This window comes from Streptomyces sp. NPDC038200 (assembly GCF_055600785.1).
Genome location: NZ_JBVJYH010000016.1, coordinates 37,272 through 59,510, shown reverse-complemented (window position 1 = coordinate 59,510; position 22,239 = coordinate 37,272). Strand labels below are relative to the sequence as shown.

Below are 22,239 nucleotides of genomic sequence, written 5' to 3'. Positions count from 1 at the left end.
GGAGGGCAAGCGTGACCGACACCAGCAGCACCCGGCCCGCCGAGGGTGAAGCGCAACCGCCGCGGCCGAGCCGGCTGCACCGCCTGATGCGCTACATCCCCCTGATCGCACCCTTCCTGCTGTGGGCCGTGCCCTGCTGGGTGCTCCTGCACGCCGGCCAGCACTGGCCGCTGCCCGTCACGCTCGTCGGGACCGTGCTGTTCGCCCTCGGCCTCATCGGTATGCCCCTCGCGATGGTGCGCGGCCACGGCCGGCGCCAGCAGGACCGGGCGGCGATCGCCGGTGACACCCTGCTGGGCACGAGCTGGGTCCTGTTCACCTGGTCCGTTCTGCTCGGCGCCCTCGTGCGGCTCGCCCTGACGGTGGCCGGCGTCGGGGAGAGTCAGGACCGGGCCCGCATCGTCACCTGGGCCGTCCTCGGCGTGACCGCCGTACTGCTCGGCTGGGGGTACGCCGAGGCCCGCCGCGTGCCCCGCGTGCGCCGACTCGACGTGCACCTCCCGCGACTGGGTGCCGGGCTGGACGGCCTGCGTGTCGTCCTGATCACCGACACCCACTACGGCCCACTCGATCGCGCTCGCTGGTCGGCACGGGTGTGTGAGACGGTGAACACCCTGGAAGCGGACCTGGTCTGCCACACCGGCGACATCGCGGACGGCACGGCCGAACGGCGCCGCGCCCAGGCCGCCCCGCTCGGAACCGTGCGGGCCACCCATGGCCGGGTCTACGTCACCGGCAATCACGAGTACTACAGCCAGGCCCAGGGCTGGGTCGACCTGATGGACGAGCTGGGCTGGGAGCCGCTGCGCAACCGCCATCTGTTGCTCGAACGCGGAGGGGACACCCTCGTGGTCGCCGGCGTGGACGACGTCACCGCCGAGTCCTCCGGCCTGGCGGGCCACCGCGCCCACCTCGCCGGAGCCCTGCACGGTGCCGACGCCGACCTGCCCGTCCTGCTCCTGGCACACCAGCCCAAGTTCGTCGACCGGGCGGCAGCCGCCGGCGTCGACCTCCAGCTCTCCGGCCACACCCACGGCGGCCAGATCTGGCCCTTCCACCACCTGGTCCGCATCGACCAGCCCGTCGTCTCCGGCCTCAGCCGGCACGGCACCCGCACCCTCCTCTACACCAGCCGCGGCACCGGCTTCTGGGGCCCGCCGTTCCGCGTCTTCGCCCCCAGCGAGATCACCCTGCTCGTGCTCCGCTCCCCGCACCTGCCCACCACGCCGTAGCACGGGGCGGGCCAGCACATCCGCCGGCAGCAGTCCACGAGCCGAGGGACGCGGCATCGTACGGCCCGTCTCGCTGAGGACAAGATCCGGACCATTCCCAGGACGGCGGCTCCGACGAGCTACACGGTGACCGGTGGCTGATCACCGCTCGACGTGTACGGCGGGAGCAGCCCTGGCTGCCGGGGGCGCCCCTGCGCACCGTTGTCGGCACGGGGCCGGCTCATGCGCCGAGGCCTTTTGCAGTTCGTCGGCGATGGCACGGCCGATCGACTCGGTCACCGGGCCGGGTTGCCATGCCCACTGTCCGTTGGGGTTGCACTCGAGGAAGTACCAGTCGCCGGCGGGTGTGACGGCGAAGTCGAAGGCGCCGAAGACCAGCCGGAAGGCGGTGAGGTACGCGGACACCGAGCGCGCGATCCGGGCGGGGACGGCGATCGGCGTGCACTCCATGAGGGACTGCCGTTGCCGCCAGTCCAGGTCCGGGCTGTCGATGCGGACCGCGAACACCCGGCTGCCGACAGCTGTGAGTCGTACGTCGAACGCCTTCTCCACCTTGGCCTGGAACAGATGCGGGCAGACGGCCACGGCGGGCGTGATCTCGTGCGGGCGCACGTCGCGCACCCATACCTGTTGTGCCCTGCCGTCGATCGCATAGGGCGTGTTCCACAACGGCTTGTAGACCACGGCTCCGGAGTGCTGGGCGACGAACTCGCGGGCCTGTTCATGGTCGTTGGTGATCAGCGTGGAGGGGACGGAAAGGCCGCTACGCCGTGCGGTGGCCAGCTGGGCCGGCTTGTACTCGGCCGCCCGGTTGTTCCACGGGTGGTTGACGTAGTGGGCTCCGGGAAGCGACGCCAGGATGCCGCCGACGCCCCACAGGGACTGCGAGGCGGCGAACCGGCGCTCCTGGCCGCCCAGTTCGGGCGGCCCCTCGTAGGGAGAGGGACGGCGTGTCCAGACGGAGCGCACCTCGGTGAGGTCGAGCTCGCGGGTCGGCGTGCGCAAGGTGCCGCGTTGGTCACCGGTACGGTACGTGGCGGTGAGCGCGGCACCTGTGTGCAGGTCGGTGCCGGGGTCGAGACGGACCACCGGGACCTGGTGCTCCGCGAGGATGCGCAGGACCACGTCAGCGGTCACGTCGTGGAGGCTGGTCAGTACCAGCACCGACCCGGTCGGGCTTGTCGTCATCAGTCGTGGTCGGAGTCCGACGAGCTGTCCGAGTCATAGCTGTCGGCGCCGCTGGTACTCGTGGAGCCCGACGTGCCGCTGCTCGTCTCGTGGTGGAGCTCGCCCGCCTGGCCGTGTGCGTCGATCACGACGGCGATCTGGGTCTGCGGGTCGATCACCGCGGTGAGCAGGGGAACCGGCCGTGTCTCGGCATACGGGGCCATGCGGGTGATGCCCCAGGGTACGCCGGCGTTTCGCGTTGTCATCATTCGTCTCCTTCGCTTCCGACTGTTCGGGGGCTCGCCTCCTCCGCAGGGGAGGTCTTCCGGGTCCGTGCTCACTCTCGGCGCATGCCGATCGGCTCCACGGCCGCGATGATCTTGTCGATCTCCTTGCGGATCGCCTTCATGGACACCCTGGCGCGGCTGTCGATGTCGAACCCGGCGCCGAAAAGCGCATCGCCTCTGCCATGAGGGGTTCTGGCGTCCGAAACGAGCTTCTGCATACGCCCGGCATGTAACAGCCCCATGTGGGTCCTCTTCGTTGTGGATGCAGGCGCGGCTCACGCAGTGAGCGATGAGTCCATGCTGACAAGAGGCGTTGAAATACGGATGAAATCCCGGTTCATCGGGCGGATGCGGCGTCAGCGGTGCGGCGGGGAGACGAGGAACAGCGGTGTGCGGCGGATGCGGGCTCACGCGAGTTCACCGGATGCGGTGCGTGAGCGGGCGACGGCCCGTTCGAACCGGTGGCGCGCCTGGACGAGGTCCTCCGTCGTGGCCTGGTGTCAGCCCAACCGGTTACGGATCTCGGCCTTCAGTCCGGCGCCGGGCCCTCCGCCGACCGCCGCGCGTGCCTCGGCGTGGCCTCTACGCAAGAGCGTCTTACTCAGGATCCGGGGTCTGCCGAAGCCATCGGCGGGAAGCCAGGGCACACCGCGGGAACAGGACGGGAAGGCGTCGGCGTAGGCCGCCGACGAGTCGGGCGAAGTGCATCGATCCCAGGATGAAAAGGATGGCGGCACCGGCACGGTCGGCAGCCGCCTCGACGCCCGCGAAGAGTGCCCTCGGCCGGTCAGTCGCCCCCCTTTACGTATATGTCATGGACATGTAACTTCCGTGTCGCAAGCGTTTTCAGAGAGTTTCCGAAATTTCTTTCAGCCTAGCCCCACCCCACCCCGCATCGGGAGAGGCATGAACCGACACACATCAACGACGCCTCCGAGACGTGAGGCGTCGCGCCTGACGCGCCGTGCCCTCACGGCAGGCGCGGTGGCGGCCGGTCTGGTCGCGGCTCTCGCAGGCCCGACGGAACCCCGCCCGGCTCCCCTGAAGGCCACCGCCGCGACATCGAACTCGGCGACCGTCTTCTACTACACGAAGACCAAGAACTGGCCCTCCACCTACTTGCACTACGCCCCCGACGGCGGCTCCTGGACCACCGCCCCCGGTACGCAGATGGAGACCGCCTGCACGGACTGGGTGAAGAAGACCGTCGACCTGGGCTCGGCCACCGGCCTGCGGGCCACGTTCAACAACGGCAGCGGCACCTGGGACAACAACGGCGGCACCGACTACGCGCTGGGCACCGGTGCCCTCACCGTCAAGGACGGCGTGATCGCCCACAGCGACCCGTGCGCCGGCACCGGTGCGGGCAGCGGCAATCAGGCCACCGTCTACTACTCGACCACCACCTCCGGCTGGACCACCGCCAACATCCACTACGCGCCCGTCGGCGGCACCTGGACGACGGTCCCGGGCGTCGGCATGCAGACGGCCTGCACCGGCTGGTGGAAGAAGACCCTCGACATCGGCACGGCGACCTCGCTGAAGGCCGTCTTCAACAACGGCAACGGCGTCTGGGACAACAACAACGGCGCCGACTACACGATCCCCGCCGGGACCACGACGGTGAAGGACAAGACGGTCACCGCCGACGCCAAGGACCCGTGCGCCGCCGAGCAGCCCGACACCGAGGCCCCGACCGCCCCCACCAAGGTCACCGCGAGCGCCACCGGCACGTCGGTGGTGGTGAGCTGGGACGCGGCCACCGACAACAAGGGTGTGGCGAAGTACCAGGTCACCCGCACCGGCGGCACGAAAGGCACGGTCGTCACGGACGTCGGCGCGACGGTCTGCTCCGACACGGGGCTCGAGGAGAAGACCACCTACACGTACACCGTGAAGGCCGTCGACGCGGCCGGCAACACCTCGCCCGCCTCCGCCGGGGCCACCGCCACCACCGGCGCGAGGGCCCCGGAACCGGCCGCCGGCACCCCACTGGGCACCGACCCGCGCAAGGACCCGATCTACTTCGTCCTCACCGCCCGCTTCCACGACGGCGACAGCTCCAACAACCGCGGCGGAAGCCAGGACGTGAAGTCGGGCAACGCAGCCCACCACGACCCCATGTTCCGAGGTGACTTCAAGGGCCTGGTCGACAGGCTCGACTACATCAAGGCGCTCGGCTTCTCGGCGGTCTGGATCACGCCGGTCGTCCTCAACCGCTCGGACTACGACTACCACGGCTATCACGGCTACGACTTCTACAAGGTCGATCCGCGCCTGGAGTCGGCCGGCGCCTCCTACCAGGACCTGATCAACGCAGCCCACGCCAAGGGCATGAAGATCTACCAGGACGTCGTCTACAACCACAGCTCCCGCTGGGGCGCCAAGGGCCTGTTCACCCCGACCGTGTACGGGGCCCGCGACTCCGAGTGGAGCTGGTACTACGACGAGAAGAACGAGGGCTTCGAGTACGACGGCCTGACCGTCGAACCCAAGTCCGGGAAGTCCTACTACAACGGCGACCTCTGGTCGACGGCCGAGCCGTCCGGCAACACCTGCCTCAACTGGGGCAAGCCCACCGGCAGCAAGAGCCCCGAGGGCTACACCCTCCACAACTGCCAGTGGCCCAGCCCCACGTCGGGCATGTTCCCGAAGGCGTACTACCACCAGTGCTGGATCGGCAACTGGGAGGGCGAGGACTCCCGCTCCTGCTGGCTGCACGAGGACCTCGCCGACTTCGACACCGAGTCGACGCCCGTGCAGAACTATCTGATCGGCGCGTACGACAAGTACATCGACATGGGCGTCGACGGCTTCCGGCTCGACACGGCTGTCCACATCCCTCGCGTCACCTGGAACCGCCGCTTCCTGCCCGCCATCCACGACCGCGTCACCCAGAAGTTCGGCGCGGACGCGGCCCAGAACTTCTTCGTCTTCGCCGAGGTCGGGGCCTTCGTCAACGACAAGTGGAACCGCGGCTCCGTGAACCACTCCGCGCAGTTCTACACCTGGAAGGAACGCAAGGAGTACAGCGCCGACGACGCGACGGCGGCGATCGAGCAGTACACCTACGAGGAGCAGCTGGGCACCGGCAACCAGCCGACCTCCACCAACGCCTTCTTGGACGGCAACAGCTATCACACCCCGGACCGCAGCCGGTTCTCCGGGATGAACATCATCGACATGCGCATGCACATGAACTTCAGTGACGCGCAGAACGCCTACGGCAACGGCAAGGACTCCGACGACAGCGTCAACGACGCCAGCTACAACGTCGTCTACGTCGACAGCCACGACTACGGCCCGAACAAGTCGAGCACCCGCTACAGCGGCGGCACCGACGCCTGGGCGGAGAACATGTCCCTGATGTGGACCTTCCGCGGCATCCCGACGCTGTACTACGGCTCCGAGATCGAGTTCCAGAAGGGCAAACAGATCGACTGCGGCCCGACCTGCCCGCTGGCCTCGACCGGACGCGCCTACTACGGCGACCACTTGGCGGGATTCGTCACCGCCACGGACTTCGGCACGGTCGGTTCCGCGAGCGGCGAGGTCGCCACGACCCTCGCCCAGCCCCTCGTCCAGCACCTCCAGCGGCTCAACCGGATCCGCCGGGCGATCCCGGCCCTCCAGACGGGCCAGTACTCCACCGACGGCATCAGCGGCCAGATGGCCTTCAAACGCCGCTACACCAGCGGGAGTACGGACAGCTTCGCGCTCGTCACCGTCACCGGCGACGCCACCTTCACCGGCATCCCGAACGGCACTTACGCCGACGCCGTCACCGGCACTACGAAGACCGTCTCCAACGGCACGCTGTCGGTCGCGGCGCCGGGCAAGGGCAACCTCCGCGTGTACGTGCTGAACGGCCCCGGCAAGATCGGCGACAGCGGCCCCTACTTGAAGTAGCAACCATTGCGGGAAGCCTGTCGACTCGAACCGAGCATTTCGGTGTCATGCGCCGAGTGGGCGCCCGGCCATGGGCCATGGCCGGGCGCCCACACCCCGGCGCCGGCGGGGACGTGCGGGGATCATCGGTCGCCAGCAGCGGACTCTCGCCCCGCTGTGCCGACTACCGCTCCAGCGTGCGGAGACATGAAGCCGCCGGATCCCTCCCGGGACTGATCGACTCAGCCGCCGCTCTTACGCCTGAACGACCGCTGGCCGACGGCCGGGCCGTGCGCCGCACGCACCTTCGACGCGTCCGGGTTGCCGGCACCATCGGCGGCGTCCGCCTGCGCACCGCGCTTGCGGGCCAGGGCCTCGCGGAACTTGCGCTTGAGGTCGTAGTTGCCGTCACTGTCCGGCGCCAGCGGGGACGTCTCGGGGTCAGCCGGCTCCGAACCTTCCGTAGTCACGGGCTCTGCGGTCATGGTGACCTCCTGGGTTCGGGGGTGGACAGGCACAGCTTGTCATGCCGGGCGCGGTGCGGGGCACCGGCGAGATCATCCTGCCCCGTTTCGACGGATATCCCTCTCACGGCCGAGGGTGTTCGCTTCGTAGGCGGAGGCAAGCGGCAGCGCTTGCACCACGTCAGCACCAGGGAACACATTTTCCCCATGCATCCGTGCAACCGTTTCCCCGTCCGGCGAGTCCGCGTCTACATGCACACGCACGTCCTGGACATGCAGGCCCGATCGGGTCGACTCTCCCCCGGCCCCGGCCCGTCCCCAGCGTTCCGGTACCTCCGCCCTCACGAGGAGCGGTGGTGAGCGACACGGAGAGTCTCAGGGCTGAGGTGCTGGCCCTCCTGCTCGAACCACTGGGCGTCGACGCCATGGCCGGGCCGGCCTCACTCGAGAGGCTCGCCAAGGGCGTGGAGGCGGTTGCCCGAGCGTGTGGGTGTGCCGGTGTGCCACCGTCCGGGACCACTCTTCACGGGATATCCGAGGCCGTGGCGGCGTGCGTCGAGGAACGGGAACTGGTCCGCCTGGCGACGGCTCGGGGCCGGACTCTGACACTGAGCGAGGCCAGAGCGCTCAGGGAGTTGATGCGGCTCGACGGGCTACGACCTCATCTGCAGGCGCTCGAGGGGGTGACGACGCAAGCACTTCGAGCGGACCTTGCGGCTGTGGCGCTCGCGGAACGGGTACTGCCGGAAGTCCTCGAGCAGTGCCGTCGTGCGGATCAGGGGTGGCCCGAGGAGATCTGGCGGTCGATCTTCGAGATCGACGTCGATCGCGCGGTGACTGATCTGCGTCGTCACCGCCGAGGCAGCCGGCAGGCGGCAGGCGCACGTGAGCTCGTACTCACCCACAGTGTCTCCACAGCTCGGGACCTGCAGAACCGGGATCTGGTGGCCCGGCTCGCGAAAGTGCAGGATTTCATCGCCGCGCAGGAGTCGTACGAGGCAGTTCTGTCCGTGCAACCGGAATGGTGGCGCTGGCTCGGGCCGGCCGAGCGGTTCAGGTTCAGATCGGATCGGCGTGATGCCCTCGTCTGGGCGATCGGGGCCCGCGACACCGGCGCCGTTTCGGGGAGCACTCTGGAGATGCTCGCGGACGGTGACGTGAGGGCAGTGATCGAGCAAGGGATCGTGACGGTTCCCGTGCACACGACCGCTTCCCCGGCTGCGCCTGCCATGAGTTCGGCCGCACGGCTCGTCGCCGGTCTGCCGGCGGTCGCCTCCCGGACCGACATCAGCGAGCTGCGAGCGCTTGAGTCCTGGTACGCGAACCACATCGAGCTGTTCGACCGCGTGGCGGCGGCCATGGACGTGCGGCGAACCGAACCGGATCTCCGCGCGGCCCTTGAGCCCCTGGTCGACGAACTCGCTCATCCGTTCGGGGCGGTGGACGCGAGTCGATCGGCCTACCGCGATATCCAGTCCGCCCTCTGGGCCGAGGTCGAGGCTCGCCTTCAGCGAACGTCGTACTCCGCGCACGCGATGGAGAGCGAGCATCTCGTCGGGGTCATCAGCCGCATCGGGGCACTCGAACGCGAACTGCGCGATGCCGTACGGGACATGCCTGCGGTACGAGGCCGACTGCTCGTGGCCATCGTGGGAAGAACCAAGTCGGGGAAGACCACGCTCCGGAAAGCCCTGACGCGCGACGCGGACCGAACCGGGATCGGGCGGGGAGCGCACCGAACCACGCGGGAGACCTCTGCGTTCGAGCTCGGCTCCGTGACCTACCTCGACACCCCCGGCGTCGCCGCGAAGGACGACGACCTGGACGCCCAACGCGCCCGGGCCGCGTGCGACATCGCCGACGCGGTCGTATGGAATTACGCCGACACGCTTCGCGACGAGGAGGCCGCCGAACTCCAGCAGCTCCTCCTCTCCGGGAAGCCTCTGCTCGCTGTCGTCAACGTGAAGGAACGCGTCGACACGCCGGGTCGTCTCCAGCTCTTCGCCCAGCGACCGGAGAGAGCGTTCACGTCCGCGTCGGGTCACGCTGTCCGGATCGAGCAGGTCTCCAGAGCGGTCGGAGCCGCACCGCCCGTCGTCCTCGCGGTCCACTCCGGTGCGGCGCACGAAGCGTTGTCCACCGAATCCAGCGAGCTGCGAGACCGGGCCTTCCGGGCGAGCAGGTTGCCCGAGCTCGAACAGTCCCTCGCACAGCTCCTGGCCGAGCGCGCGATCCCGCTTCGTGCCGTTCGGCTGGCCGAAGGCGTACGAGCACCACTTGCCGCGTTCCACGACCGGGTGACCGGGGAACTCCCTCAGATCGGTCTCGCGCTCGGCGAACTGGAACGCTCGGCGCCGAGTGAACAGGCAGCGTTGCTCGAGGCGATCCGGATCGCGGGCCAGAACACGCGCGACTGCCTCGCAGCCAGGCGCCACCATGCCAAGGAGAAGTTGTCGGGTGTGGTTCCGCGCCTGGGCGGCGCGGATCATTCGCGGCGATGGAGCGACTTCATCACCGGTCTGGAGCTGGAGGGATTCGCCTCGGTCCTCGAGAGAGAGATCGAGCAGGAGATACGGAAACGGGAGAGGGTTCTGCGCACGCGGGATGGCGCCGCGGAGCGGCAGGACGACGAGCGCCTGCATGTACGACAGCGACCTGACGCGACGCTGTGGCGCTGGATCGCGGTCGCTGCCGAGGGAGCCGGGACAACCCTCTCGCACTCCTTCGCTGCCCGGGGGATCACCAAGGGGCTCGACACGGGCGCCACCAAGGGCAACCCTGCCATGGTGACGGTGGGCTACCTGCTGGATGCCGTGGTCGGAGCGGTGAAGGCGGTGAGCCGTGAAGTCGATCGCGCGGAGAAGGTGAAGCACGAGTGGACCGGTGAGACCGCGGCCGCGGCCGAGGCCGAGCTCGATGAGCGGTTCGACAGAGAAGAAGCACGGTTGACGCGCATCGTCGATGCGACGACGGCTCGAGTCGGAGCCCAGTTCCAAGAGCAGTCCGCGGACATCAGCCGTACCCGGGAGCGGTTCGAACAGCTCTGTCGGCTGCAGTCGGCCGTGCGGTCCGCCCTCGATTCGATCGACCTGGTACTGGTGCGCCGACTCCTGGCCCTTGCCGGTGGGGACCCGGCGGCGATCCGTTCGGCGCGCCGAACGCCAGGAGTCGTGCTGCGCGTCCGGACCGACGCGTCCCGCACCGTGGAAGTGCGGACGTGCCTCCAGGCCCGACTCGTGGATGTCCTCACCGAGCGGATCGAGATCTGCTCGGGCTCCGGGAGCCCTGTCGCGGTAGCCGGCCCCCGCGGAGCGAGCGAAGGGAAAACAGATGGTTGACGGCAATCCGGCCGGCGTGGTGGAGAGCAACGGGGGTCTGAACGCCCGCGTGCTCGCGCTGAGCGCACGGGCCGAGCGTGTCCTGAGCGCTCACGCCCGTACGCGGGGACTGGTGGCGCACCTTCCCCATGCGGACGCGAGCCCGCTACGGATCGCGCTCCTGGGTCCCTACAGTGCCGGGAAGTCGATGCTCGTCGCGGCACTGCTCCGGCTCTCGTCGGCTGCTGTCGACGAACTCGTCGACGCGGCACCCAAGACGCACGAGCCGACGCCGCATCCGTGGAACGGCGTGACGCTCGTCGACTTGCCCGGGACGCTGTCGGGCAACGACGAGCATTCCGGCGCGGCGCGGCGCGGCGTGCGTGGTGCGGACGCGCTGATGATCGTGACAACGAGCGAACTGCCGGGCGAAGCGGAGACCACGGCGATTCTGCGAGCGCTCGACACGGACGGGTTCGCCGACCGAAGTGTGGTCGTCGTCAACAAGATGAACGCCGAGAACAGTGATCGCGGCGTCATCCTCGACGAGATGCGCAAGCGACTCGGGCCCTTCGCCGATCGTGTCCCGATCGTGCCGACCGACGCGCGCGACTACGTCGACGCGATCAACGATCCCGACCTCACGGCCGCTGAGCGCGATGTGCTGTTCGCGGAGAGCGGCGTCGATGCTCTTGCGGACGAGTTGCGGAGAATGGTCGCGCCTGGTGTCAGCGGTGTCCGACCGAAGGCGCAGGCATACGAACTCCTCCGGGTTCTGGCGGACGCCGAGCAGCACTGGGTACTGGACGGCGAGGAACTCAGGGCCGCGGAGACCGCGAAGAAGGTCGAGGAGTCGGTCTCCCAGGCGAAGCGGGGTGTGCTGAGCACGCTGGAGAGGGAGAGAGAGGTCGTCGCGTCCGTGATCAGAGCGGCGGGAAGCAAGAGCGCTGCCGGCGTCTCGGAGAAGGACGGCATCGTCCCCACCGACGTCGCTCGTGACGTCGGTGAAGCACTGACGCGTGCCATGACCGAGTTCGACATCACGTTCTCCTCGTCGATGAGGACAGCGTTCGATTCTCTGGTCGCCGAGTACGGACCCGTCGTCCCTGAGCCGGAAGCCTGGGTGAACGACCTCGACTCACCCGAGACGACGATCGGCGTCTCCCCGCAGGACGCATCACGGTTTGAGCGTGCGATCAGGGAAGGCGCGGAGAAAGGCGTGAAGGCGGGCGCCAGAAGGCTTCAGGAGTGGATCGGGAACGTCGCGGCCAGCGGTAGCGAGCAGGGAAGCACGGCCTCCGACATCGCGACCCGCATCAACAAGACCCGAGTGGGCCAGAAGGTGCTCAACATCGGCAAGAAGGTGAGCGGCGAAACGGGCAAGTTCAAACCGTGGGGGCGAGGCAAGGCAGCCGAGAAGGTCGCCCATACGGCCGGCAAGGCGCAGTGGGCGCTGGCGGTCATGAGGCCGTTGATCGACTTGCAGGGTGTTGTGCGGGATCAGGGCGAGCGGATGAAGATCGACAAGCGCCGGAAGACGATCAGGCGTCACTTCGACGAAGAGGCCTCCAGAACGCTGAGTGCTCTCGACGACTCCGGCACCCGGCACCTGAACGAGTGGATCGTGGAGGTGGAGCAGTCGCTCGGCGGACTCACGAACCAGGGGGCGGAAATCAGCGCTGAGCGTGAAACAGCGCTGAGGGGGATCAGGAGCCTTCGCGACGAGGCCGAGACGCTCGTCAGGCCGGCCGACTGACCCGGCGGGCGCCGCTGATCGACGAGTTGGCGGGGAAAGACGAGGAGTGACCCGACAGCGGCTCCCCCCTCGCCGTCCGTTGCCGCGCGCTCAGCCGATCAGCTGCTCGGTGCGTGGGTCGGGCACGATGGTCGGCCCGCCGATGTCGGCTCGCCGGCCGTCGACGCGGCCCTGCCAGTAGCCCGTCCCCTTGAACTTCGTGGGCCGAGTCTTGCCCAGCTTGGGATAACGGTCGTTCAGATGTGCGGCCACCACCGTCGACCGGTCGGCGAGGACCAGGGCCACACTGCGCCCCGTCCTTTCCGCACCCTCCGCCGCCTCCTGCTCGTGCTCGGCGGCTGCCCGCGCCGCCTCCTGCGCGGCCTTGACCCGGTCGGTCACCTCGCGGATGAACCCGAGCATCCAGGAACGCTTGTAGGCGCGCGCGTCCTCCCCCGCCGGCCGGTACAGGCGGTCGGCGCGGTCCGCTCCGTCCAGCATCTGCAGCCGCAGGCTGGCGAACAGGACCTCGCTCGCCTGGATGTCGCCCTCGAAACCGAAAAGGTGGACCTGGTGGCGGTGCGCCTTGCCTCCGGGGTAGACCGAGCGGCAGCGCATGGCCCCGGCGACCCAGCTGAGCAGTCGCCGCATCTCCTTGGCATAGGGCGGGTGGACCTCGACGACCTTGTCCACTGGCCCGGCGGGTCGGTCCAGGCCGTCGAGCATGGCCTGTTCGATGCCGTACTTGGCCATGAGTTCCGCGGCCTTGGCGAGGAAGGCGCGGGCCTCCTCCTCCGTGGCGGCCTGGTCCTCCGCCTTACGGAGCAGGGCCCGGACCTTGCCGAGCAGTTCGGGCGGGAGGGCACCGTTCGCGGTGCGGCGGGCGGAGGGGGCACCACCCGGGTCCGGGGAGGGAGTCCCGCCGGGACCGGTGCCGGAACCGGTGCCCTTCGTTCCGTCGGACCCGGTGGTCTCGTCCGGTTCGTCCGTGCCCTCCTCCTCGTCCCGGGCGAGGACGTCGGCGAGGTCCTCCGGATCGGGAGCCAGCTCCGCCAGCGCGGCGAGGGCCCAGCGCCGGTAGGCCTTGGCGTCGTCCTCGCGCACACGGGCGCGGACCGAGCGCAGGGTGCGTACCGTTCCGTCCGGGTGGACCGTCAGGAACTCCAGCATGGCATGGCCGAGTTGCGCCAGCGCGAGAAGCGCGCACAGGTCGAAGGCGCTGTCCGGTTCGTACGGGACGTCGATGCCGGGACGGGGATACCAGTCCGCCGACTCGTCGGCCTCGTCGAACAATCCCTCGAACAGTGAGAGGTCGGGGACCGTCACGTCGTCGTCGCCCGTCCGGACACGGACGACGGAGGCCGACGGCTGTCCCGAGTAGGCGAGGGCGGCGGCCTTCTCCTGCGGGGAGGTGACGATGTGGTACCAGACGGGCACGGAACCCCGCACGCCCTGCCAGGTCGTCTCTCCCCGCTCGCGGCGCTCACGCGCCTGCCGTACCACGTCCGCGCTCGGCACCTCGTCCCGCCAGGCGTCCTCGTCCGATTCCACCTGCCAGTCGAGGAACATGTCCAGGTACTCAACGGCATTGCGGTGGGGGCCAGGCCGGCTGCCGTCCAGGAGCGCGCGTTCGCAGGCGGAGAGCGCGTCGACGACGGGTTGCAGCACCAGGGTGGCGTAGCGCTTGACGGTCTCGGACAGCTCCGCCAGGAAGGCCCGTGTGGCCTCGGACCCGGTCTGCTGCTGGGCTCTGCGCCACGCTTCGAGCTGATCGGCGCGTGCCTGCTGTTCGGCCAGCCACCTCAGGTGCCCCGCGCCCTGGAGATGCTCCTCGCGCAGCAGAACGGCGTCCTCGACAGCGGCGACCGTTCGGGGCGAACTGAGCACCGCGTGGGCCAGCAGTCTCAGCGGCTCGGGTTCCGAGGCGAAGAACTCGGCGGGCGTGACGAGCGTCCGACCGTGCCGTCGCGGCGCCTGCTCGGGCTCGTCGATGTCGCCGTTCCAGGAAATCTCCGCGGACCAGCGCGAGCGCCACTCGGCGAAGTCCCGTGCGGGATCACCGGTGCGCGGCTGGTGCCGTCTCCACCACCACAGGGCCATCTCCTCCCATGCCGCGGCGTTCCACGACCAGACGGCCTGCTCACCCCAGGTCGCCAGCCGCGAACGGAGCGCTCGGGCCGCACCCGTCAGGTCGTGGTGGTGCCCGCCCGGAATCAGGCGCTCGAGCACGCGGACGGTCTCCGCCACGGAGTGGGCGCGCGACTCGTCCGCGGCCACTCTGGCCACGGTGACCGCCGCGGCCAGGCGCCGCTCACCCAGATCGGCCGGCAGCAGCTCGTACAGATCCGGGCCGGCGGTCTCGAGCACGTCGGCGAGGTCCTGGATCCTGCTCTCGACCCACCCCTTGCGCGCCTGCCGGAACTCCACCGCCGAGGGTCCGTCCGCGCGGCTGTCCTTCATGTGTCCCCCTCCGCACATCCCCACCTGCATATGAGGGATCATCTTAGGAAGATCCACCGTGAGCGTTCACAACCCGGCGTGCCGTCGGCAGCCATCTGGCCGGTGCCCGCTCCGAGGGAGCCGGAGGGGCGTGGACGCGCTCCTCCGGTGGGTCCGAGGGCCGGCGTATTCGATTCGGCTTGCGTCGGAATTCGGCACGGGAACAGAAAAGCCGACCCTTTCTCTCACCTCTGTCGTACGGGGGTGCTCTGCGTGTTTCATAGAGGTGTGGTCTGCGGTGCGCGATCATACGGACGCGGCACAGCGCCTTTTCCAGCCGGTGGGCGCCATGACGCGCTGACCGCGTGGGTCGATGTACTCGACACCAGTTCAGTCGGCGACGTCAGGAGCGGCGGCCGGCGGAAGGAACACCGAGACAGGAAGAAGGACGGGCATGTCCGGCAGTGAAAGCGAGAATCCAGCAATCCCTTCACCGACGCCCACGCCGACTCGGCGGCCCAGGACGAACCGGGACTGGTGGCCGAATCAGCTGGATCTTCAGGTTCTCCACCAGCACTCGCCCCGGTCCAATCCGATGGACGAGGACTTCGACTACCCGAAGGAGTTCGCGACCCTCGACGTCGACGCGCTGAAGCGTGACGTCTTCGAGGTGATGACGACATCCCAGGACTGGTGGCCTGCCGACTACGGTCACTACGGGCCGCTCTTCATCCGGATGAGCTGGCATGCCGCGGGAACGTACCGCATCGAGGACGGCCGCGGCGGTGGCGGCAGCGGCGCGCAGCGCTTCGCCCCCCTCAACAGCTGGCCGGACAACGCGAGCCTGGACAAGGCGCGCCGTCTGCTCTGGCCGGTCAAACAGAAGTACGGCCGGAAAATCTCCTGGGCCGACCTTCTGGTCTTCGCTGGAAACTGTGCCATGGAATCCATGGGATTCAAGACGTTCGGGTTCGGTTTCGGGCGAGAGGACATCTGGGAACCCGAGGAGATCTTCTGGGGGCCCGAAGACACATGGCTCGGGGATGAGCGCTACAGCGGCGACAGGGAACTCACCGGTCCTTTCGCCGCCGTCCAGATGGGGCTGATCTACGTCAATCCCGAAGGGCCCAACGGAAACCCGGACCCGTTGGCTGCCGCCCGGGACGTTCGGGAGACGTTCGGGCGCATGGCGATGAATGACGAGGAGACGGTCGCGCTCATCGTCGGCGGCCACACCTTCGGCAAGTGTCATGGCGCGGTCACGGCCGAATACATCGGCCCGGAACCCGAGGCCGCCGCCATCGAGCAGCAGGGCCTCGGCTGGCGGAACACCTACGGCACCGGCACGGGCCCCTACGCGCTGACCAGTGGCCTGGAGGGCGCGTGGACCACCGAGCCGACCCAGTGGGACAACGGGTACCTGGACAATCTCTACGGGTACGAATGGGAGCTGACGAGCAGCCCCGCCGGCGCCCACCAGTGGACCCCGACGGATCCCGCGGCCCGGGACACCGTGCCCGACGCCCATGATCCGTCGAAGCGGCACGCCCCCATGATGCTGACGACGGACCTCGCGCTGAAGGTGGACCCGGTCTACGGCCCGATCACGAAGAGGTTCCACGAGAACCCGGACGAACTCGCGGTGGCGTTCGCCAAGGCGTGGTACAAACTGCTGCACCGCGACATGGGGCCCCTCTCGCGTTACCTCGGCCCGTGGATTCCCGAGCCGCAGCTGTGGCAGGACCCCGTTCCCGCCGTCGAGCACGAACTCGTCGGGGACGGCGACATCGCCGCCCTCAAGGAGAGGATCCTTGCCTCGGGGCTCTCCGTCTCCCAGCTGGTCACCACCGCCTGGGCGTCGGCGGCGAGCTTCCGCGGCACCGACAAGCGCGGCGGGGCGAACGGGGCCCGCATCCGGCTCGCGCCGCAGAAGGACTGGGAGCTCAACGACCTCCCCGAGGTCACCGAGGTACTGCGCACGCTCGAGCGGATCCAGCAGGACTTCAACCTCTCCCAGAGCGGCGGAACGCGGGTCTCCCTCGCCGACCTGATCGTCCTCGGTGGGTGCGCGGCCGTCGAGCAGGCCGCGAGGAACGCCGGGCACGACGTCACGGTCCCGTTCGCACCGGGGCGTACGGACGCCTCGCAGGAGCAGACCGACACGGCCGCGTTCGCCGTGCTGGAGCCCAAGGCGGACGCCTTCCGCAACTACCTTCCGGCGGGCGAGAAGCTGTCGCCGGAGACCCTCATGCTGGACCGCGCCAACCTGCTGACGCTGACCGCCCCCGAGATGACGGTGCTGATCGGCGGCATGCGGGCCCTGAACACCGGGTTCAAGGGGTCCCCCCACGGTGTCCTCACCGACCGGCCGGGAACCCTGACCAACGACTTCTTCGTCAACCTGCTCGACATGGGCACGGAGTGGAAGGCGTCGGCCACGGACGACAACGTGTTCGAAGGCCGGGACCGCGCCACCGGCGAGCTCAAGTGGACCGCCACCGCCGTCGACCTGATCTTCGGTGCGCACTCCCAGCTCCGAGGCGTCTCGGAGGTCTACGCCTCTCAGGACGCGAGGGAGAAGTTCGTACGTGACTTCGTGGCAGCGTGGAACAAGGTGATGAATCTCGACCGGTTCGACCTCGCCTGAGCTCGGCGTCCCGGTCGGCCCTCATCGGCCGCCCGGGACGGGGCGACGTGGCACCCGCCGCCGCGGAGCGGCTGCTCGGATCACGTACTCCTGCCCCGCGCCCGGGTCAGCTGCTTCAGTTCGATGATGGTCGCGACGGCGCGCAGCCAGGTGGCCGCGGTGTCGTCGGCGGCGATCCCGCCCGCGAGTTCGGTGCCGGCCCGCAGCCACTCCCTGACGAGGACGGCCGCCTCCTGGCGGGGCAGGGGCTCGGGCAGCTCCGCGGCGCGGGCGAGTCCGCCGGCGCGCACGGTGTCGGCGAGGAAGGCGACCGAGCGCGGCTCGGTGCCGAGGCGGTCGAGGATGACGGCTGCGGCCGCGGCGCCGTCGCCGAACAGTGCGGTGCGCCGGACGCCGGACTCCGCGGTGAGGCCGTGACGCAGCAGGACGGTGATGTCGAGCCCGGCCAGCTCGTCGTCCGTGCGGTCCGGCGGGTACGGGGCGTCGTCGTTCATGGCGGGGCCTCGGGTGTCTCGTTCCATCTGACTGGTCCGCCGCGGCTCAGTCGACGGTGACGGTGTAGGTGATGCGCTCGGGGGCCTGGGAGGTGGCGGCCGGCCCCGGGGACGGGGTGGCGGAGGGGCCGGTCGTCTCGGGGGGCAGGGTGGAGGTGTTGCCCTGGCAGGTGGTGAACGTGCAGTGCAGCAGGGTGAACCGGGTGGTCCCCTTGCCCTTGGCCTCGAAGGTGAAGGTGAGCCGGCCGCCGGCACCGTCCGCCGGCTCGTCGCCGGAGTCCGACGCGTAGTCCCGGCCGCGGCTGACCAGCACCGAGCTGTCGGGCCGGGGGGCGACCAGGTACCAGTACTCGCGGGTGGAGGCGTTCTGGTCGACGGTGATCGTGAAGCGCTCGCCCGGCTCGGCGGTGATGCTGGTGTCCTTCACCGGGTGGCTCGTCGCGCCGCCCGCGGTGCCCGTGGGACGGCTCGCCGTGCTCGTGGAGCCGCCGGCCGGTTCGTCGGTGCCCGAGCCGCAGCCCGTGGCGAGAGCGAGGAGCGCGGTCGCCGCGATCGCGGCACCGCCCCCGCTACCGCGGAAGATAGACGCTGTACGCATTGGGGAGATCACTGGTGGAAGCCTTGCCCATGTGGCCGTTGATGAAGTCGTCCTCGCTGACCCAGGTGGTCGAGCCCCAGGGGTTGTACACCTGAAGCTTGTCGCCCTCCTGGGCGATGATGGTCATCGCGTGGGCACCCTCCTTGCCCGAGACGTCGACCGGCACCGGCCGCCCCTGCGCCACCGACTTCTCGACCTCGGTGAGGACCGCCCGGCGGTCGGCGTCGCTGTTCAGGTCCTGGCGTTGGTAGTCGGTGCCGGTGGCGCTGCCGACGGTGGTGTCGTTGATCCGTTCCTGCCCCTCGGGTCCCATGCCGCCCCAGTTCTTGCCGCCGTCGCCTTCGGTGTGCAGCCGGTGCTGTTCGGCCACCAGGCGCTGCTTGAAGGCGTCGGGGTCGTCCTGCTGACCGTCGGGGCCGCCGGTGAGGTCGAGCGCGTACAGCGGGTCGACCATGGCGCGGGACGTGACGGTGGACGAGGCCACGCAGGTGCCCTCGGAGCCGTCGCCGCCCTGGATCCACCGCTGGCCGTCGAACGTGACGTAGTCCTTGTTGTTGTTGGAGCCGTCCGGCGCCAGGCCCTCGTCCTTCAGGCTGTCCGCGGCGGTGACCACCGGGGTGAGGTGCCGGCGCAGCCAGTCGGGGTCCTTGCCGTGGATCTTGTCCTGGAACTTCCCGATCTCGGCGACGCTGTGGCCGGCGGCCAGGGCCTTCATCAGGTAGGCCCGCTCCTGCGGGCTGTCCGACGTCGCCAGCATCCGCTCCATGGCCGTCTCGTCGTCGAGGTTCAGCTGGTCCATCCGCGTCGACGCGCGCGCCAGGTCGCCGGCCGTGAGGATCTCGTTCAGCTCGGTGTCGGCGCCCGCGACACCGGTGTCGGCGAGCATGAGCTTGTCGACGGCGGTGAGTTCGCTGGTCTCCATCTTCCCGGCCCGTGCCTCGGCGGCCCACTTGTTCAGGTCCCGGGCCGCGACGCGGGTGGCCTCCTGCGCGTCGGAGACGGCGGTGTGCATCAGGTCGACCGCGTAGGAGCCGAAGTGGGCGGCGTTCTTGCGGTCCCACTCCTCCTCGTCGTTCTCGTGCAGGTCGTCGAAGAAACCGTCCTTGCCGCCGAGCGTCTTCTTCTGCTCCAGCAGCTGTCCGCGGCCCTGCTCGTCCTTGCGCTGTGCGGCGCCGATCGCGTCGGACAGCGTCAGCAGCACCGTCGCGCACCCCTGGAACGCCTCGCTCATCTGGCTCACGGACCGCCCGGCGGCGTTCACCACGTCGGAGGCGAGGACACTCGTGTCGCCGACCCACACCTCCGGCAGACCCTTGCGACCCACCCGGTCGACCTGGTCGAAGACACTGCCGACCTGGTCGACCTGGCCGCGGTAGAGGCTTGCCAGGCCCTCCAGCACGCCTGGGTCGCCGCCCGGTTCGGGCACCGACAGGGCGTCGTCGATCAGGTCGAGCAGCTCGTTCTTGCTTCCGGCGCCGAGCATCTTCTTGGACAGCCCGGCGAGCCACGCGAGGCGGAAGGAAGGGGAGTCGAGGGGAGAGGAGAAGAAGGACACCGGCCCGTTCCTCAGTAGCTCGACAGGGCCGAGGTGCGCGCGCCCTGCGTCGATGTGTCGGTGAGGCTGCTCGTGCCGCCGATGGTGACGCTGTCCGCGTGCGTCTTCACCAGGCCGTCGGTGCCGTGGTAGGTCTTCTTGGCCAACTGCACCTTGGCACCCAGCTCGTGCAACGCCGAGGCCAGTGTCTTGGCCTCCGCTTCCCATGCCTTGACGAACGCGTTCAGCGCCGACGCGGCGTCATCGCCGCCGGCATCGCCGTACGAGTAACTCGTACGGGACCTGACGGCCGAGCTGACACCGTCCATGTCCGTGCCGGCGTCGTCGAGTTGTCGGGCCTGGCCGGTCATACCTGCCTTGACCTGGTAGCCGTCCGAGCCCACCGTGCCTCCCCCGTGTACATGTCGATCGTGATCGCGGGCAGGCTAACACGCAGCGCAGATACGGAGGATCACACGCCGTCCGCCCCACACACCGCCTCCACAACACCCGCCCCACGGGCCCGCCGGAGCGCTCGTCCCGGCCCGGGCGACCGGCTGCGACGCGCCGGAGGAATGCGTTCCGTCGGCACGTCCCCGTCCCCCGTGACGCGGCTGGCAGCGGCGCGTGCCGCCGTGCCCGGCACGAGCGCCGTCCTCCCCGCCGCGTCACCGCGGCCCCACGTCGGGCCGGTCCCCGGCTGATCTTCCGTTGCGTCGAGTCAGGGTGGCGAAACACCGGCGTCCGCTCGTCCACTGGTCGGTCATGCTCAGGGCGAGGTTCTCCGCGGCCCTGCAGAGCGCTCGTCGTCCCAGCCGGGCCCAGGGAAAGGGCGGCCCGCTGTGGCCCTGGGGGTCCTCCAGGCGGGCGGTGCAGAGCTCTTCGACGTCGCGGGGGTCGATCTCGATGACGAGACGTCCCGACGGTGCGATGAGCTCGCGACAGCGGCGCAGCAGGCTTCGGGGGTCTCCTCCGATGCCGATGTTGCCGTCGATGAGCAGAAGCGTCTCCCAGCTCTTCTCGGCCGGCAGCCGGTCGAAGACCGACCGGCACACCGCGAGCCCGCCCAGCGCGGTGGTCAGGGCGACCGCGCGGGGCGCGACGTCGACACCGAGGGCGAAGACTCCTCGGCCCAGCAGCTCCCGGCACAGCCGGCCCGGTCCGCAGCCGACGTCGAGGACGGGGCCGACGCAGCGTTCCAGCACGGTACGGTCGGCCGCGGTGGGCCGCTCGTGCCAGCGGTGCACCGGCATCGGGATCCGGCGCCCGTCGACCAGCCGCAGGTAGACCGGTCCACGGCCGGGTTGCAGGGCCAGCGCGTAGGGGTCCTCCCCGGCGCCGTACAGCTCGTCCTCGTCGGTCGTCACGGGGTGCCGCCATGTCCTGGGCCGGACGGGCTCTCGTCGGTTCGGTGGGCCTGCCACGGGGACGGTCGACCGATGCGTGGGGCCGGGGTACGGACCCGAGCGGTGGCCTTCGGCACTGCGGCCGCCCCGCCCGGCGGAACTGGTCCCGGCCGCTCCCGCGCATTCCTCTCGGCCGGGCTTCGGCGCCGCGTCCCACTGGGTGGCTCCGCGTCCGACGGCCGTCCGCGACCTGCCTCGGGCATCCCGCTACCGGTGCTCGGGGTTGTCGTGGTCGCGGCGGCAGCCGGCGTCCCAGGCCGTGCGCTGGTTGCCGTAGGCGGGGACACCGCCGAGGTCCTTCAGCGCCCGGGCCAGGTGCAGCAGGTTCCAGGTCATGAAGGTGGTGTTGCGGTTGGTGAAGTCGTTCTCGGGGCCGCCCGAGCCGGGGTCGAGGTAGGAGGGGCCGGGGCCCGCCTCGCCGATCCATCCGGCGTCCGCCTGGGGAGGGATGGTGTAGCCGAGGTGCTGGAGGCTGTAGAGGACGTTCATGGCACAGTGCTTGACGCCGTCCTCGTTGCCGGTGATCAGGCAGCCGCCGACACGGCCGTAGTAGGCGTACTGTCCGGCGTCGTTGAGCAGGCTGGAGCAGGCGTAGAGGCGTTCGATCACCTGCTTCATGACGGAGCTGTTGTCGCCCAGCCAGATGGGGCCGGCCAGCACCAGGATGTCGGCTGCCAGTACCTGCTGGTACAGCTCGGGCCAGGCGTCCGTCTCCCAGCCGTGCTCCCTCATGTCCGGCCACACACCGGTGGCGATGTCGTGGTCCACCGCCCGTACGACGTCCACGCGCACTCCCTGCGCGGCCATGACGGCGGCGCTGCGGTCGATCAGTCCCTGGGTGTTGCTCGTCTCCGGTGAGCGTTTGAGGGTGCAGTTGATCACCAGAGCGCGCAGGTCGTCGTACCGGGCCGGTGGTGCGTCGGTGTCGGGCGACGTAGCGGTCACACGGTCCTCCCAGAGCTTCGCCGCCGGCTCCTGTGCACGGTGGCTCGTCCACATCGCCCAGCGTGCGGGCCCACCGTCGTGGCTGC

Annotated in this window: 16 protein-coding genes; 5 read left to right on the top strand and 11 right to left on the bottom strand. The window is 69.6% G+C overall.

The genetic code is table 11. The features are described 5' to 3' along the window. The first annotated feature begins 11 nt into the window (after positions 1-11). On the top strand, positions 12-1,232 hold the full coding sequence (locus ACZ7KF_RS28430) for a metallophosphoesterase (RefSeq protein WP_471080886.1): 1,221 nt from the start codon (positions 12-14) through the stop codon (positions 1,230-1,232). Positions 1,233-1,373: 141 nt separating this feature from the next. On the opposite strand, the gene tgmB is transcribed toward ACZ7KF_RS28430, so the two are convergent. From tgmB to ACZ7KF_RS28415, 3 genes are all read right to left on the bottom strand, one after another. After that, positions 1,374-2,420, bottom strand: a complete 1,047-nt coding sequence (tgmB, locus tag ACZ7KF_RS28425; protein ID WP_471080883.1) for an ATP-grasp ribosomal peptide maturase — start codon at positions 2,418-2,420, stop codon at positions 1,374-1,376. Then, positions 2,420-2,668, bottom strand: a complete 249-nt coding sequence (tgmA, locus tag ACZ7KF_RS28420) for a putative ATP-grasp-modified RiPP (protein WP_471080880.1) — start codon at positions 2,666-2,668, stop codon at positions 2,420-2,422. The genes tgmB and tgmA overlap by 1 nt, the downstream gene beginning before the upstream one ends. Before the next feature lie 68 nt (positions 2,669-2,736). Beyond that, positions 2,737-2,904, bottom strand: a complete 168-nt coding sequence (locus ACZ7KF_RS28415; protein ID WP_471080877.1) for a hypothetical protein — start codon at positions 2,902-2,904, stop codon at positions 2,737-2,739. A gap of 688 nt (positions 2,905-3,592) precedes the next feature. Here ACZ7KF_RS28415 and ACZ7KF_RS28410 point away from each other — a divergent pair. After that, positions 3,593-6,595 (top strand): carbohydrate binding domain-containing protein, encoded by a 3,003-nt coding sequence (locus ACZ7KF_RS28410; protein ID WP_471080874.1) that lies wholly within the window; start codon positions 3,593-3,595, stop codon positions 6,593-6,595. A gap of 221 nt (positions 6,596-6,816) precedes the next feature. Here the strand turns inward: ACZ7KF_RS28410 and ACZ7KF_RS28405 are convergent, their stop codons facing one another. Then, a complete protein-coding gene (locus tag ACZ7KF_RS28405; protein WP_471080871.1) occupies positions 6,817-7,059 on the bottom strand; it encodes a DUF5302 domain-containing protein in 243 nt (80 codons plus the stop codon). 335 nt (positions 7,060-7,394) lie between these two features. Here ACZ7KF_RS28405 and ACZ7KF_RS28400 point away from each other — a divergent pair, with 335 nt between their 5' ends. Beyond that, positions 7,395-10,376, top strand: coding sequence for a GTPase (locus ACZ7KF_RS28400; protein ID WP_471080868.1), 2,982 nt, complete (start codon positions 7,395-7,397; stop codon positions 10,374-10,376). Next, positions 10,369-12,111: a GTPase gene (locus ACZ7KF_RS28395; RefSeq protein WP_471080865.1), complete on the top strand. Its 1,743-nt coding sequence runs from the start codon at positions 10,369-10,371 to the stop codon at positions 12,109-12,111. Before ACZ7KF_RS28400 ends, ACZ7KF_RS28395 begins: the two co-directional genes overlap by 8 nt. Before the next feature lie 90 nt (positions 12,112-12,201). Here the strand turns inward: ACZ7KF_RS28395 and ACZ7KF_RS28390 are convergent, their stop codons facing one another. Beyond that, complete coding sequence (locus ACZ7KF_RS28390) at positions 12,202-14,550, bottom strand: DUF2786 domain-containing protein (RefSeq protein WP_471080862.1); 2,349 nt, start codon at positions 14,548-14,550, stop codon at positions 12,202-12,204. A 433-nt stretch (positions 14,551-14,983) separates the two neighbouring features. Here ACZ7KF_RS28390 and katG point away from each other — a divergent pair, with 433 nt between their 5' ends. Beyond that, positions 14,984-17,176, top strand: coding sequence for a catalase/peroxidase HPI (gene katG, locus ACZ7KF_RS28385; protein ID WP_471080859.1), 2,193 nt, complete (start codon positions 14,984-14,986; stop codon positions 17,174-17,176). Between the two features lie 80 nt (positions 17,177-17,256). Here katG and ACZ7KF_RS28380 read toward each other — a convergent pair whose 3' ends face one another. The 6 genes from ACZ7KF_RS28380 to ACZ7KF_RS28355 form a co-directional block, all read right to left on the bottom strand. After that, complete coding sequence (locus tag ACZ7KF_RS28380; protein ID WP_471080855.1) at positions 17,257-17,670, bottom strand: hypothetical protein; 414 nt, start codon at positions 17,668-17,670, stop codon at positions 17,257-17,259. 46 nt (positions 17,671-17,716) lie between these two features. Next, on the bottom strand, positions 17,717-18,268 hold the full coding sequence (locus tag ACZ7KF_RS28375) for a protease inhibitor I42 family protein (RefSeq protein WP_471080853.1): 552 nt from the start codon (positions 18,266-18,268) through the stop codon (positions 17,717-17,719). Then, positions 18,240-19,823 (bottom strand): peptidoglycan-binding protein, encoded by a 1,584-nt coding sequence (locus ACZ7KF_RS28370; protein ID WP_471080851.1) that lies wholly within the window; start codon positions 19,821-19,823, stop codon positions 18,240-18,242. The genes ACZ7KF_RS28375 and ACZ7KF_RS28370 overlap by 29 nt, the downstream gene beginning before the upstream one ends. A gap of 11 nt (positions 19,824-19,834) precedes the next feature. Next, positions 19,835-20,206 carry a hypothetical protein gene (locus tag ACZ7KF_RS28365; protein WP_471080848.1) on the bottom strand — a complete coding sequence of 124 codons (372 nt, stop codon included), beginning with the start codon at positions 20,204-20,206 and terminating at the stop codon, positions 19,835-19,837. A 264-nt stretch (positions 20,207-20,470) separates the two neighbouring features. Then, a complete protein-coding gene (locus ACZ7KF_RS28360) occupies positions 20,471-21,169 on the bottom strand; it encodes a class I SAM-dependent methyltransferase (RefSeq protein ID WP_471080845.1) in 699 nt (232 codons plus the stop codon). A 246-nt stretch (positions 21,170-21,415) separates the two neighbouring features. Then, complete coding sequence (locus ACZ7KF_RS28355) at positions 21,416-22,153, bottom strand: flavodoxin family protein (RefSeq protein ID WP_471080842.1); 738 nt, start codon at positions 22,151-22,153, stop codon at positions 21,416-21,418. Positions 22,154-22,239: the final 86 nt, after the last annotated feature.

Coding starts and splice junctions, on each gene's coding strand:
- tgmB (WP_471080883.1), bottom strand. CDS start 2,420: ATGACGACAAGCCCGACCGGGTCGGTGCTGGTACTGACCAGCCTCCAC.
- tgmA (WP_471080880.1), bottom strand. CDS start 2,668: ATGATGACAACGCGAAACGCCGGCGTACCCTGGGGCATCACCCGCATG.
- ACZ7KF_RS28415 (WP_471080877.1), bottom strand. CDS start 2,904: ATGCAGAAGCTCGTTTCGGACGCCAGAACCCCTCATGGCAGAGGCGAT.
- ACZ7KF_RS28410 (WP_471080874.1), top strand. CDS start 3,593: ATGAACCGACACACATCAACGACGCCTCCGAGACGTGAGGCGTCGCGC.
- ACZ7KF_RS28405 (WP_471080871.1), bottom strand. CDS start 7,059: ATGACCGCAGAGCCCGTGACTACGGAAGGTTCGGAGCCGGCTGACCCC.
- ACZ7KF_RS28395 (WP_471080865.1), top strand. CDS start 10,369: ATGGTTGACGGCAATCCGGCCGGCGTGGTGGAGAGCAACGGGGGTCTG.
- ACZ7KF_RS28390 (WP_471080862.1), bottom strand. CDS start 14,550: ATGAAGGACAGCCGCGCGGACGGACCCTCGGCGGTGGAGTTCCGGCAG.
- katG (WP_471080859.1), top strand. CDS start 14,984: ATGTCCGGCAGTGAAAGCGAGAATCCAGCAATCCCTTCACCGACGCCC.
- ACZ7KF_RS28380 (WP_471080855.1), bottom strand. CDS start 17,670: ATGAACGACGACGCCCCGTACCCGCCGGACCGCACGGACGACGAGCTG.
- ACZ7KF_RS28375 (WP_471080853.1), bottom strand. CDS start 18,268: ATGCGTACAGCGTCTATCTTCCGCGGTAGCGGGGGCGGTGCCGCGATC.